At 43.9% G+C, this 12923-nt stretch carries 10 protein-coding genes and 6 tRNA genes; all 16 read right to left on the reverse strand.

The features are described 5' to 3' along the window. Nucleotides 1-116 precede the first annotated feature (116 nt). Complete coding sequence (locus BK127_RS28585) at nucleotides 117-779, reverse strand: bifunctional 2-keto-4-hydroxyglutarate aldolase/2-keto-3-deoxy-6-phosphogluconate aldolase (protein WP_076235518.1); 663 nt, start codon at nucleotides 777-779, stop codon at nucleotides 117-119. Nucleotides 780-1120: 341 nt separating this feature from the next. After that, nucleotides 1121-2104, reverse strand: a complete 984-nt coding sequence (locus tag BK127_RS28590) for a sugar kinase (protein WP_076235519.1) — start codon at nucleotides 2102-2104, stop codon at nucleotides 1121-1123. Next, the gene (gene kduD, locus BK127_RS28595; protein WP_076235520.1) at nucleotides 2104-2859 is read right to left on the reverse strand and encodes a 2-dehydro-3-deoxy-D-gluconate 5-dehydrogenase KduD; all 756 of its coding nucleotides are present in this window, start codon (nucleotides 2857-2859) and stop codon (nucleotides 2104-2106) included. Before kduD ends, BK127_RS28590 begins: the two co-directional genes overlap by 1 nt. A gap of 217 nt (nucleotides 2860-3076) precedes the next feature. Next, a tRNA-Arg gene (locus BK127_RS28600) sits at nucleotides 3077-3150 on the reverse strand. Between the two features lie 124 nt (nucleotides 3151-3274). Continuing rightward, nucleotides 3275-3345, reverse strand: a tRNA-Gly gene (locus BK127_RS28605). A 34-nt stretch (nucleotides 3346-3379) separates the two neighbouring features. Next, nucleotides 3380-3453 (reverse strand) — tRNA-Pro (locus tag BK127_RS28610). A 10-nt stretch (nucleotides 3454-3463) separates the two neighbouring features. Next, a tRNA-Leu gene (locus BK127_RS28615) sits at nucleotides 3464-3543 on the reverse strand. Between the two features lie 10 nt (nucleotides 3544-3553). Next, nucleotides 3554-3628, reverse strand: a tRNA-Gly gene (locus BK127_RS28620). Nucleotides 3629-3847: 219 nt separating this feature from the next. Next, the gene (locus BK127_RS28625) at nucleotides 3848-4690 is read right to left on the reverse strand and encodes a sugar phosphate isomerase/epimerase family protein (RefSeq protein WP_076235521.1); all 843 of its coding nucleotides are present in this window, start codon (nucleotides 4688-4690) and stop codon (nucleotides 3848-3850) included. Nucleotides 4691-4708: 18 nt separating this feature from the next. Then, nucleotides 4709-5698: a zinc-dependent alcohol dehydrogenase gene (locus BK127_RS28630; RefSeq protein ID WP_076235522.1), complete on the reverse strand. Its 990-nt coding sequence runs from the start codon at nucleotides 5696-5698 to the stop codon at nucleotides 4709-4711. Nucleotides 5699-5746: 48 nt separating this feature from the next. Then, on the reverse strand, nucleotides 5747-6586 hold the full coding sequence (locus BK127_RS28635; protein WP_076235523.1) for a carbohydrate ABC transporter permease: 840 nt from the start codon (nucleotides 6584-6586) through the stop codon (nucleotides 5747-5749). 1 nt (nucleotide 6587) lies between these two features. Further along, on the reverse strand, nucleotides 6588-7466 hold the full coding sequence (locus BK127_RS28640; RefSeq protein WP_076235524.1) for a carbohydrate ABC transporter permease: 879 nt from the start codon (nucleotides 7464-7466) through the stop codon (nucleotides 6588-6590). Nucleotides 7467-7571: 105 nt separating this feature from the next. Next, on the reverse strand, nucleotides 7572-8924 hold the full coding sequence (locus BK127_RS28645) for an ABC transporter substrate-binding protein (protein WP_076235525.1): 1353 nt from the start codon (nucleotides 8922-8924) through the stop codon (nucleotides 7572-7574). 113 nt (nucleotides 8925-9037) lie between these two features. Further along, the gene (locus BK127_RS28650; RefSeq protein ID WP_076235526.1) at nucleotides 9038-10663 is read right to left on the reverse strand and encodes a response regulator; all 1626 of its coding nucleotides are present in this window, start codon (nucleotides 10661-10663) and stop codon (nucleotides 9038-9040) included. A 6-nt stretch (nucleotides 10664-10669) separates the two neighbouring features. Beyond that, nucleotides 10670-12349, reverse strand: a complete 1680-nt coding sequence (locus tag BK127_RS28655) for a sensor histidine kinase (RefSeq protein WP_179097641.1) — start codon at nucleotides 12347-12349, stop codon at nucleotides 10670-10672. A 488-nt stretch (nucleotides 12350-12837) separates the two neighbouring features. Continuing rightward, nucleotides 12838-12917: transfer RNA gene (locus tag BK127_RS28660), tRNA-Leu, on the reverse strand. Between the last annotated feature and the right edge of the window lie 6 nt (nucleotides 12918-12923).

Below are 12923 nucleotides of genomic sequence, written 5' to 3' on the forward strand. Positions count from 1 at the left end.
TTCGCATGAATCCTACTAATTTTCAACTCTTAATCAGCAGACTGATGGAAACACTCGGCCCCCATCTCCTGCTGATCATTAAAAAAATCATCCTAAAAAACAAAATACAACCCCGATTACTGTTTGGCGGCTTGATAAGCCTCAATGTATTGCGCTGCCTTTTTAGCTACAAGACTGTAATCGCCTGCTTTCAACGCATCGGTAGTCAAATCGGAGCCAATTCCTACTGCAACAGCTCCCGCTTTAACCCACTCGGCCAAATTGCTTAGCGATACGCCACCGGTTGGCATGATATTTGCTTGTGGCAATGGGCCTTTGATTGCCTTGATTGTTGCTGGTGAATATAGATTGCCAGGGAACAGCTTCACAATATCTACACCAAGCTCCAACGCCTGTTGAATCTCCTGGATCGTCATCACACCCGGCATTACTGGCACTCGGTATCGGTTGCACAAAGTAACTGTAGCCGGGTTCAGAGCTGGCCCTACAACAAACTCAGAACCGCTTAGTATGGCGATGCGCGCCGTCTCTGGATCCAAAACTGTACCCACGCCAATGATAGCGTATTTGGACGGGTCTTGCGCGGAGCTGGAATATTTTTTAGCCAGCTTCTCAATCGCTTGCAGTGCAAACGGAACAGTCATTGTGACCTCAATAACTTTAATACCGCCCTCAATGGCTTGCTCAGCCATTTCAACTACTTCATCAGGTGTTTCTCCGCGCAGAACCGCGACTACACCTTCCTGGCAAATTTGCTGTACAAGCTTGATTTTTTTCATGTTGGATCATCCTTTTCATTGTACTTTACCCTCCCAAACCCTCCCTATAGGGAGGGCCCCAAAGGACGCTGCCCTCTGGACTCCCTTGGCACGTATGCGATAGGGTTGGGTTCTCGGGCCGCTTTCGTCCCTATGGGACACGCTGGACTGATGGTGTGATGCTGGTATGCGTGACTGCCTGTTCTCGGGGCGCTTTGGCCCCTTCGGGACAAGCTTCACTTTTGGTGTGGTGCTGGTATGCGTGACTGCCGGTTCTCGGGGCGCTTTGGCCCCTTCGGGACAAGCTTTACTGTTGGTGTGATGCTGGTTTGCGAGACTGCCGGTTCTCAGGGCGACTTGTCCTAGCGCTCTACATGCTTCACATTATTAAGTACGGCTTCAACCTGCTCCCAGGTTGGGATGCCTTCCCAATCGCCTTCCATTTGCACAACCATACTGCCGATCAGGTTGCCAAGACGAACAGCTTCTACATGCGAATACTCTTTTAGCAATCCGACAATAAATCCCGCACAAAAGCCATCACCGGCACCAATAGTGTCTACGACCTGCTCAACTTTGAAATATGGAACGGACTGAACCGAATCCTTCTCGACTACGTATGTTTCATCATCTCCACCTTTTACAATGGAAACAGCATTTAATTCTCTTAATTTCACTACGATCTCTTCAAAGCTATCCGTTTGGTACAGCAGCTTTAGCTCGTCCAACCCAGGGAGGAAATAATCCGCTTCTTTTGCCATCTCCAGCAGCACTTCACGGGCTTCATCCAATGCCCACAGCTTCAGACGCAGATTCGGGTCAAAGCACACTTTAACCCCATGCTTACGCGCAATTCTCATCGCCTCAATAGCGGCTTCGCGGCACGATGCGCTGAGAGCAGGTGTAATGCCCGTCACATGGAGAAACTTCGCCTGCTTGATATATTCCTCGCTCAGGTGCTCCGGCTTCAAGGTGCTGGCAGCAGAGCCTTTACGATAGTAGTACACAGAAGTTTTACCGGAAACGACCTCGCGAAGCATCAGTCCCGTGGGAGCCTCCGATGTCAGCTCGACTTGGGATACGTCAATGCCCTCACCGCGAAGTTTCTTCAATATCACCTGACCAAATGGATCCTTCCCAAGACGGCTAAACCAGCCTGCACGATGACCGAGACGCGCAACCCCGATAGCTACATTACTTTCTGCACCGCCAAACAAGCTCTGAAATTGCGAGGAATATTCAATTCCTTTGGAATTTGCCGGCATCATTAGCGCCATCGTTTCACCGAATGTGATCAGCTCCGGCTGAAACATTTGAGTCCGATTGGAACTTTGTTCGTTTGCCATTATCGATTCATCCACCCACCGTCGACACACATTACGTGGCCGTTCATATAATCAGAAGCTGACGAAGCCAGGAACACTGCTGGTCCTTGCAAATCCGTTGTCGTTCCCCAACGACCTGCAGGAATACGCGCCAAAATTTGTGCGTTGCGATCTTGATCGGCACGTATAGCTGCCGTATTGTCTGTATCCATATATCCAGGAGCGATCGCGTTGATCTGCACGCCTTTACTCGCCCATTCATTGGCCAAAGCCTTGGTAATTCCTGCTACTGCATGCTTCGATGCCGTATAACCCGGAACGTTGATGCCGCCTTGGAAGCTAAGCATGGAAGCTATATTGATGATTTTACCGGATCCTTGCTTGATCATCTCGTTACCCACAAGCTGACACAAAAAGAAAACGGCATTCATATTCAAATTAATCACATCGTGCCAATCCTGAGCAGCATGCTCAGCCGCAGGCGTACGACGAATAATTCCCGCATTATTAACTAAAATATCAATTTTGCCAAACACTGAGAGCGTTTCACTAACGATTCGAGGCAATTCTTTTTCGTCAGACAAATTGGCTACAATCGTATGAACCTTACGTCCCATAGCTTCGATTTGCTGCTGTGTTTCACGATTCCGATCATTACTTGTAACTATCGCAATATCAGCGCCTGCCTGTGCCAAGCCTAATGAGATTCCACCGCCCAAGCCTACTGCTCCACCCGTTACGATGGCTACTTTACCCGACAAATCAAAAAAACTCATCTTTACACCCCGTTCGAACATTTTATGTGCTATCCGGAAAGCTAATATAGTTAGCTGTCTGCCTTTCTTATTATAAGTGAAGTACCTCTGAGTTGCCAGACACACCTTGAAAATTCACAAGTGCTTATGGAAAAAAACCTGTAATGATAACAGGCCCTAATTTGATACGCAATATAAAAAGCCGCGACAGCATCGCGGCTTTAATGGTTATTCATTACGTTCCAGGAGGGATTCGAACCCCCGACCCACGCCTTAGAAGGGCGTTGCTCTATCCAGCTGAGCTACTGAAACAAGAACGATTTATAATATATCACAATTAAGAAGAGGATGCAAGTCCTAAATTATTAAGGATTAATCGGCATTTTGCAAATAAAAAAACCTTGATACAATCATCAAGGTTTTTCTTTAAGCTCGAAGCGGGTGATGGGAATCGAACCCACGCTATCAGCTTGGAAGGCTGAAGTTCTACCATTGAACTACACCCGCAAAGACTGGCAAACTCATAAGAATTTGCTGAATATCGGGACGACACGATTTGAACATGCGACCCCCTGGTCCCAAACCAGGTGCTCTACCAAGCTGAGCTACGTCCCGTTAAAACTAGTGCCGATAGAGGGACTTGAACCCCCACGGTTTCCCTCACGATTTTGAGTCGCGCGCGTCTGCCAATTCCGCCATACCGGCATATTTTCTTTGGAGCGGAAGACGGGAATCGAACCCGCGACCCTCGCCTTGGCAAGGCGATGCTCTACCGCTGAGCCACTTCCGCATATCCGTGAATTTAGCGACAAATAGTAATATATCAGGATTCGTAATGAAATGCAAATTTTTTTTTGAAATCAATAACATTTTACATTATATTACATTTTTATGGCCGGATTCCTAAGTTTCGCAAGCATCTTGATAATCCTCACCACAGTCATCGGCTTCTAAAAAAAGAACTACCTCCTATGGAAAAGGTAGTTCCAAGCTTTGTACTTAACCTTACTTATAATAGACTTGCGGCAATAACCCGATCAACTGCGCTTTTCGTTTTTAAAGCAACTTCAACAGGTGGCAGCAGAGGCAATTCTTTGCTAAACGTTTCTACGGAAATGAAGCTATCATAACCGATCTGCTGGAGCGAGGTCAGCATTACCTTTAAATCAATGATACCTTCCCCGGGAAGCAGCCGTTCGTTATCAATTTGTTGATCTTTCGGCTTATCCGGCGCATCATTGATATGAACTAGAACAATTTGGTCTGCCTTCAGCGACAAAATGTCCTCCTTGGTCGCATGGGATGTAAACCAGTGGAAACTGTCGAACAGCAGACCGACGTTAGTCTCTCCAATTGCATCAATCAAATCCAGCGTACCCGGCAGCGTATGGATGAAATCATGTTTTAATGTTCTTGACGTTTTGGGCCCGACCCATTCAATACCAAAACGTATGCCGTACGCTCCCAATATTTTTGCACATTCTCTCAATCTTCTTACAAATCGGCACGTGTATTCCGCTACAGGCTCGTCTGTTGCTGGAAATAACCAGGTGCAGCAGCGAGTAACACCCATATGTTTGGCCAATGCAGCGTGCTTGGGTAGTTCTTTAAGATCCGATAAAAATGTATTTTCGTCTTTCCTGAATTCAACCGGCAGCCCAAAGCTGCCCAGAACAAGCTGCCTGGATAGCAATAACTCCTTGGCTGCATCTTTGGATTGTTCATCGGCTACTTGACTGAAAGGTACTATCGGATAATCAATTGCAGGAAATTGAGCTGTCGCAGCAGCGTCCAAAAAATCCAAAAATGGTACATGTTTTCCGGTCGTTACCGGGTTTAAAGCGGGTATCATATACGTTCCTCCCTTAGATTACTCCCATGGTTTCAATAAAATTTTAACGCTGTTTTGCTGTGCCGACGTTTCGAATGCATCCTGAATACGGCTCATCGGAAATCGATGGGTAATCATTTTCTCCACCAACGGGGAGTGCTGGATCACCTGCATAATTTTCGGGAAGTCATTCAGATTATAATGCCACGCCCCAAACAGATGAAGACCTTTACGAATCATATCCTTGCTGATGGTAACCGGAGTTTCCACGTGGCTTTCCCCAACAAACACAACACTTCCTTTTCGCCTCACGGCATCAATACACAGTCTGTGAGCGGGAACCGCACCCGAGCAGTCGATGGCATAATCAGGGCCATTCTGATCGCAGTAAGAGCGAATCTTCTCCAGCGCATCAGGGTCACGGGGATCAATGACATCTACAACTCCGAGCTCCCTCGCCAGTTGGCTTCGATATGCATTGGATTCGACGGCAATAACCCTCGCTCCCCTATAACGCGCATTCACAATGGCGCCTATACCGACAGGTCCAAGACCCGTAACCAGCAGCGTATCGAACACGTTGACACCCAAAGTCTGCATCGCTCCAAACGTCGGTCCGAGAGCGCAGCAGGCCAGCGATGCCTTTTCGTAGCTGACTTCATCAGGGATTTTCTTTAGCATAAAAGCCGGTTTAACGATATACTGCGACATGGTGCAGTCGGACATCTTGTTGTCCAGACAATGAATGTAATCTCCAGCCAGACAAAGATGGCATTTGCCGCAGCCGTTCAAGGGCATCAGAACCACGCGATCTCCAATCTGATGCGGTCCATGCTGCGCAATATCCACTACCTCACCAACAGCCTCATGTCCCAAACATTGTCCTACAGTTCCATTGACAAACTTTTTGTACTCCGAACACATCGGAGCGACATGTACCTTAACAAGCACCTCATCGTTTTGAATTGTGGGTATAGGCGCTTCCACGAGTATGGCCTGTCTTTCTCCAACAATCGCTGCTTTTTTCATTTGAACGGCCTCCTGTTTATAGATTGCTAAGTATGAGACTTAATTTGTTTATCCCTTTACAGCACCGGCCGTAATCCCCTGCACGATATAATTTTGCAAAAACATATAGATCAAAACACCGGGCAGCATAGCTACTGTAATAGCTGCAAGTACCTGAGCCCAATCCGTCGAATAAAAGCCCATAAATTGCAGCAAAGCAACCGGTAAAGTCTGCGCCTCAGTCTTTCTCAAAAAGATCAGCGCATATAATAACTCATTCCATGAATGAATAAAGCTTAGAATCGCCACTGTAGCTATAGCTGGCATCGATATTGGAAAGATGATTTTGAAAAAACAACCAATGATGCTGCTCCCGTCGATAACCGCTGCCTCTTCCATATCCTTGGAAATCGTAGCATAATATCCCGACAAGATGAGGATAGAAGTAGGTATACCAAATGCAATATAGGGAAGCATGAGCAGGATTCTCGTATCCACATAGTTGTTAAAGGCTTGCAAGTCGAGATAGATCGGGATCAACGTGGAATGCACCGGAATCATAATCCCTAATAAGATGACGCCCAGTACCATCCTGCTGCCCTTCCAGTTTAAACGGATTAAGCCATACGCCGCCATCGTCGAGAGCATAATGATAATCAAAGTGGAAATGACGGAAATATAGAGACTGTTCCATACATTGATCTGTAAATGAAAATCCACAAAAATAATTTTATATACTTCCCAGTGAAATTGATCAGGCAGCCCCCATGGATTGGTATAAAACGATTCTTGTGATTTCAAGGAACCTAGAAAAACCCAGACAATCGGATAGATGACAGCTGCTGCCAAAATAACTAATAACCCATATCGAACAATAATGGCCAAATAGCGGGATGTGGAGGATTGCATGCTATGACCTCCTTTCCCGGGCAAATATCGAAAGCGTGACTGAAAAAATAATATTCATCATTAGCAGAACTACCGCCACAGCGCTCCCATAACCGTATCTCATTTGAACAAAAGCCGTATTATACATATGTAAAGCCAGTACATCTGAATGATGCGCAGGGCCGCCTCCAGTTAAGGAGATCACCGTATCAAAGGCTTTTACCGATCCAGTCAAGCATAGAACAAGACTAATAATGATAAATGGCTTGATCAGCGGAAGCGTGATGTGTAGCAGCATCTGTGCTCCGTTAACTCCATCAATTTTTGCTGATTCGAACGTATCTTTCGATATCGTCGACATCCCGGTCAAGTAAATCACCATATGATAACCAAAATATTGCCACGATAATGCGATAATAGGACCGTATATGGCGAATTTCGAATCGGACAACCAATCCTTATCAAACCCGGTGTATCCCAATACCCGGATCATCATATTGAGCAGACCCATGTCGCTGTGAAAAATAAATAAAAACAGCAATCCAACGGAGGTCCCTGAAATAATAACCGGAAAAAAATAAACATTTCTAAAAAAATTAACCGCCCTAACGCCGCCATTCAACAAATTGGCTAGCAGAAAGGCTAAGGGAAGCTGTAGAACGATGCAGCCAAATGAGAAAATCAAAGTATTTTTCAGTGACATCATAAAAATATTGTCATTTATAAACAGGTCTGAATAATTTTTAAGACCGACAAATATTTGCGTTCCAATCAAATTCCAATCAAAAAAGCTGTAATAGATGGATTTAATGATCGGAATCGGCAGCACATACATATAAATAAGCAGCGCCGGAAAAACAAAAAATGAGATTGTCCATTTGTTCCGCAGCATTTTTTCCATGTTGGGATATGTGCCTCCTTCATACACTTAATGACCACCAGGAGGGAGGGAACCTGATCATAGAATCCTTAGGCTCCCCAGTAGTTGCTATCGCTTCCCTATCCCCTATTTCGATCCTGGTGCTTGCTTCGACTGATCCTCTGCCTTCTTTTGCAAAGCCGCAAGTGCTTGCTGAGGGTCGACATCCATATAAAAGCCTTGCGTCGTATTATTCAGCTCTTTGCCCATGTATACGCCTAATGGCAAATCCCAGAAGTACATGGAGCTTTTCGCGCTTTTGCCGGCTTTCGTCAAATCTTCACTAAGTGTCGGTAAATCGCCCGGTTTCGCCGTAAATTGATAAGCCAGCATATTCCCAAGCTTAGCCAAAGCCAATTGCCGTTCCTCGGAGTACATGAATTTGATAAACTTCTTAACTTCCTCGGGATGTTTCGTTGCCGCACTAACCGAATAGGCGTTTGTTGGCGTTTGCAAATAATCGTCTTTGCTTCCTTTGCCTCCTGTTACATTAGGGAAATTGAAAAAGCCCACTTTATCGCCCATCGATTGTACAAGATTCGCGTTGCTCGATGATGTTAAACCAATATACATACCGGCTTTACCCTGACTTAACTTGATTTCCGATTCCGGACGGGTCAAGCTGTTCACGTTTTTCTCGAAAGCACCTCGTTTTACAAGATCCTGCATCATGGCAGCTGCATCTACAAAAGGTTTATCCGTCCAGGAGCCTGTTTTCTCGATCACTGTTTTTTGATAAACATCCATACCACCGATCCGCTCAGCTAGCATCATAAAAAGAATGGTGCCGACCCATGGCTCTTTATTGGGAAGTGTAATCGGAACGATGTCATTCTTCTTCAGAACATCAATGATGTTAAGCAATTCATCGTACGTTTGCGGTGTCTGCAGATTGAATTTTCGAAAAACTTCCTTGTTGTAATAAATAATCTCCAAATCCTGTGTTAATGGCATTGCAAATGTTTTATTACCGAATGTAGTAGCACTTAAGGCAGAGGGAGAAAATTTACTCTTTAATTCCGGAGTCGAATTCAAAAATTCGGTAAGATCATATACACGATTCGATTCGGCAAAAGGCCTCAATCTTTCCAGTGTCCATGTTTGAAAAATATCAGGCACATCATTTGCAGCCATTCTCGTTGTGACTGTCGTCAGGTAGTTGTCACCACTCGTGTTATCAATCACATCAAAATTGATATTGGGCTCTACCTTCTTGAACGCCTCAACATTATCATGCATCCATTGCGCACGCGGATCAGCAGAACCGCTGTTTTTAGGAAACATCAGCTGCAGCGTTACTTTTTTTGCGGAATCTGCCGTACTTTTGGCATCCGTGCCAGACACCGGAGCGTTTCCAGCGCCAGACGAACATGCAGTCATAACCAGGGTAAGCGCCAGCCCGGCTACCCCACTTTTGAAAGCCTTTCCATACCTTTTCATTCAAGGTTCCCCCTTATAGTTCTTTCGATTACTCATTTAGTTTAAGACAACCCGGAACGAATCAGTAGACTACAAAATGTACATTTCGTTTAAAATCATGACATAAACCAAATTTAAAACAAGTCCTTGTAATGGTCCCTATATTCGCTCGGGCTGATCCCGGTTATTTTTTTGAATTTGACGGAAAAATAATGAGGGTCCTCAAAGCCTGTCATCCCGGATATCTCATATATTTTATAGAGTGGATTTTGCAGCAGTTTTTTGGCTTGTTCGATTCTAAGATTAGTAAGTAAATCTGTAAACGTTTCTTTGGTTTCTTTTTTAATCAATCTGCTAATGTAGTTACTGTTTAAATGAACCTGATCCGACAGCCATTCCAAGCTAATATTTTGCGAATAATGCTCTTGCAGCAGCCCGATGATTTGCTCAATCACTTTTTTATGCCGTGTTTTCGTTTGTTTGTAAATTTCACGTACCATCGAAATCACAACATCTTCAATAATTTTGAAACAGCCCTCTGAAGTTTCGCATAACATGATATCGTTAAACAGTTTTTCCCTCGTATTGAAATCCAGCTCTATATGTCCACGTACAACAAAGCTAAGCACCTGTGCTGCAATTTCAACGCTCACTGCTCTTACAACACCCGGTCGCTCCTGATTTTTGGTGAAAGACTGATACAAATCGGAGAGCTCGTGCTGGCATCTCTCTTCGTCACCAACCTGAAGCGCCTTGATGATCAATTTGCTGCATTCGCTATAGTAGGCAAATGGAACGCTGCCATCCTCCTTGTCAGATGCTTGCGATACGTCTGCATGAAAGATGATGGAGCCTGCACCCATATAAAAAATATGCTGAATAGCATCCACCGCCTCCAAGTAAGCCTGATTCAAATGGGTTAACCTCGGTTTTCTACGGCTGATGCTGAACGACAGTGTTAACGGCATATCATTGGTCAATTGGAGGCTTTGGATCTCCTCACAAATCTGTGTTATCGCTTCACGGCATTCTTCATCCTCGGTTACATATACGATACTGAACCATTCATCTTTTAAAGGAACAAAATAGCAGGACGAACGCCTGCTTACATATTGCTCCACACTAGATGTAATGGATGTCATCCAGTATTGCTTTTCCTCTTCCTTATCAATAAAGGTGTCCAGCTCATCCGGTTTGAATACAATCAAATAGGAGTCCCGTTCCAACGGAATTTCATAAAGCCGCAGCGAGTCGTCAGAAGCCTGTGCTCCAGAATCCGATTGACCGTTCAAAATGATTTTTCTTAAAAAGATGCTGCGATACATGTGCAACTGCTGTTGAAATTCGCTCCTGAACTTCGCCAACTCACGGATTCGCCGTTCCTCTGATTTAATGTTTCGAACTGCATCCGCAATGACCCTTTTCATTTCTTCATATACGGTCGGCTTTAACATAAAGTGAAACACACCCAGTTGAATCGCCTTGCGTGCATATTCAAACTCGCTATATCCACTAAGTAAGATGACTTTCGCCAGAGGGTTTGTCTGAATCGCATGCTCTGCAACCTGGATACCGTCGTATCCCGGCATTTTAATATCAGTTACTACAATATCTGGTTCCCATCGATCTATCGCCTGCAGCCCATCGTATCCGTTGCTAGCAACGCCGACCACCTCACACTCAATATCGGTCCAAGGAACGGATTCACGCAAACCTTTCCTGATCATTGCTTCGTCATCAATAATTAATACCTTGTACATGATCAGTCACCTCACTTCATTTAATGGTAAAGTAATCGTAATACTAGTGCCCTTATCAACCTCGCTGCGGATGCTCAGACCATATCCTTCTCCAAACAATAACCGGATTCGCTGGTGAACATTATAAATACCGATGCCCCTATGTGTTCCTGGCTCCTGTTGAGACAATAGAGAATGCACTTTGTCCTGTGTCATGCCACAACCGTTATCCTCAATCCTGATCTTGATAAATTCCTCATCGACAATGCCCAAAATTTTTATTTTTCCGACCTCCCGTTTATTCTCGAATCCATGCAAAATAGCGTTTTCAACAAGAGGCTGTAGAGTTAATTTGGGAATACGCACGTTTAACATTTCCTTCGGAAGGTCCATAAAAAAAGAAAGGTTATCCGCATAACGTATGCGCTGGATACCCGTATACTTCTGAGTGTGCTCGTATTCCTCCTGAATGGTTACAATATCTTTGCTTTGATCGATGCTGTATCTCATAATATCAGCAAGCATCGCCGTAATATCGCATATTTCATTCACTTTATTCATACGGCCAATCCAATTAATCGCTTCCAATGTATTGTACAAAAAATGTGGATTGATCTCCGCCTGCAGCGCTCGCATTTCCAATTCGTGCTTGAGCCTTTGTAAATTGGAATCTCTTTCGATCAGCTCTCTGATCCGATTCATCATATTGTTAAAAGTAGCAGCCAGCGAGGTTAATTCATCATTGCCGTCATAATTCAAATTGACCGATAAATCGTTGGTCTCGATATTTCTCATTTCACGAATAATTTGTATGAGGGGCTTGGAAATATTACTTGCAATCATTTTTGCCAGCAAAATTCCGATGATTGTAAATAGAATAGCTACGACAATAACCCAGTTGCGTACAACCTCAATTCCGGAATAGAGCTCCTTTGTCGGTATGCTGAATAAATACGTCCAATACGTATATTCTGATTTATAATAACTAAAGAACATACCCTTGGATGTATCAACAAAAGACCCCGTACTGCCCGAAAGAGCGTTTACATTTTGTAGGGAGTATTGACTGCCTATTTGATCTGAATAGTTGCTTGAAATTACATAGTTATCCTGTTCCAACACACGCAGATTTCCCTTAAAATCGCTATTTTTGAATATTTTTTCTTTGAAAAATAACAATAGCACCCCGTTATTTTTTAGCGTGGACAAGTCTTTAATTTGCCTCAATACAGGAATGACTACCTTGTTTTCAGGCCAGATCTGCGTTTTCATCCATACCATTTTACCGTCACCACGCGCTGCTGCTTGATGGTAATCAGCCAAAGAAAGCGGAATCGGTTCATCGGTATTACTTACGATCTCATCATGGTTGTTAATAAGAACGATTCTTTCGATATTGGAATGAGATAGCAAGTAGTTCGTTAACAAGTTACGCAAATCAATTTTGAGCTGTACAGATTCTGGTGAATCCGCCATGTTGCTGGAATCAAAAAAACGTTTCACCTTCAGATCCTGAATAAACAGATATGTATCCAAGTCCTGCTGTTTCAACTGTGTATCCATGTTATAGCTGATTTGCTTCAATACATTTTGAAAATTATCTTGGGACTTTTCGCGAAACAGGAACATGCTAAAATATATGGCAAATACACTGACCACAGTAATAGAGACAATGATGAGCAAAGGATACGTTAGCAGCAATTTCATCTCAATCTTATGATTTTTTAATTGGAACCATCTACATCCATGACTGAACCGTTGAATCAGCTTGAGTATTGTCTCCACAGCGTTGAACTCCTTCTTATAAAATTTCCTCTTGGCACTCGCTAAGACAACGGTGGCAAGATTTTTTAATTCACCTATCTGCTTTAAAATCGCTTTCATAATCTAGTTTCGACTCCTACGTACTTAAGTCTTTTTCTCCCCACATTCACCTCTATACTTTGGCAGTATGAACAATGTATTCGTAGTCATTGTACACCACACACAACCAAATGCCCATAAAGTCATTGGAAATTCATTTAACCAAAACCAAATTAATTTACATTAATTTACATTTATTGCGACACATCTTTTATTGAAAAACACAGAGTAAATAAAAAAAAGCTGACACGGTATAAAACCGTTGTCAGCTTACTTCCTGATTATGCATACCTATAAGATATAGGAGTGATCAGGAACCCTTTTGTACATGATGCGCGTAGAGGGACTTGAACCCCCACGGTCGCCCGCTAGATCCTAAGTCTAGTGCGTCTGCCAATTCCGCCATACGCGCGCATTG

This window comes from Paenibacillus sp. FSL H7-0331, from assembly GCF_001956045.1.

Coding starts and splice junctions, on each gene's coding strand:
- BK127_RS28585 (WP_076235518.1), bottom strand. CDS start 779: ATGAAAAAAATCAAGCTTGTACAGCAAATTTGCCAGGAAGGTGTAGTC.
- BK127_RS28590 (WP_076235519.1), bottom strand. CDS start 2,104: ATGGCAAACGAACAAAGTTCCAATCGGACTCAAATGTTTCAGCCGGAG.
- kduD (WP_076235520.1), bottom strand. CDS start 2,859: ATGAGTTTTTTTGATTTGTCGGGTAAAGTAGCCATCGTAACGGGTGGA.
- BK127_RS28625 (WP_076235521.1), bottom strand. CDS start 4,690: ATGATACCCGCTTTAAACCCGGTAACGACCGGAAAACATGTACCATTT.
- BK127_RS28630 (WP_076235522.1), bottom strand. CDS start 5,698: ATGAAAAAAGCAGCGATTGTTGGAGAAAGACAGGCCATACTCGTGGAA.
- BK127_RS28635 (WP_076235523.1), bottom strand. CDS start 6,586: ATGCAATCCTCCACATCCCGCTATTTGGCCATTATTGTTCGATATGGG.
- BK127_RS28640 (WP_076235524.1), bottom strand. CDS start 7,466: ATGGAAAAAATGCTGCGGAACAAATGGACAATCTCATTTTTTGTTTTT.
- BK127_RS28645 (WP_076235525.1), bottom strand. CDS start 8,924: ATGAAAAGGTATGGAAAGGCTTTCAAAAGTGGGGTAGCCGGGCTGGCG.
- BK127_RS28650 (WP_076235526.1), bottom strand. CDS start 10,663: ATGTACAAGGTATTAATTATTGATGACGAAGCAATGATCAGGAAAGGT.
- BK127_RS28655 (WP_179097641.1), bottom strand. CDS start 12,349: ATGAAATTGCTGCTAACGTATCCTTTGCTCATCATTGTCTCTATTACT.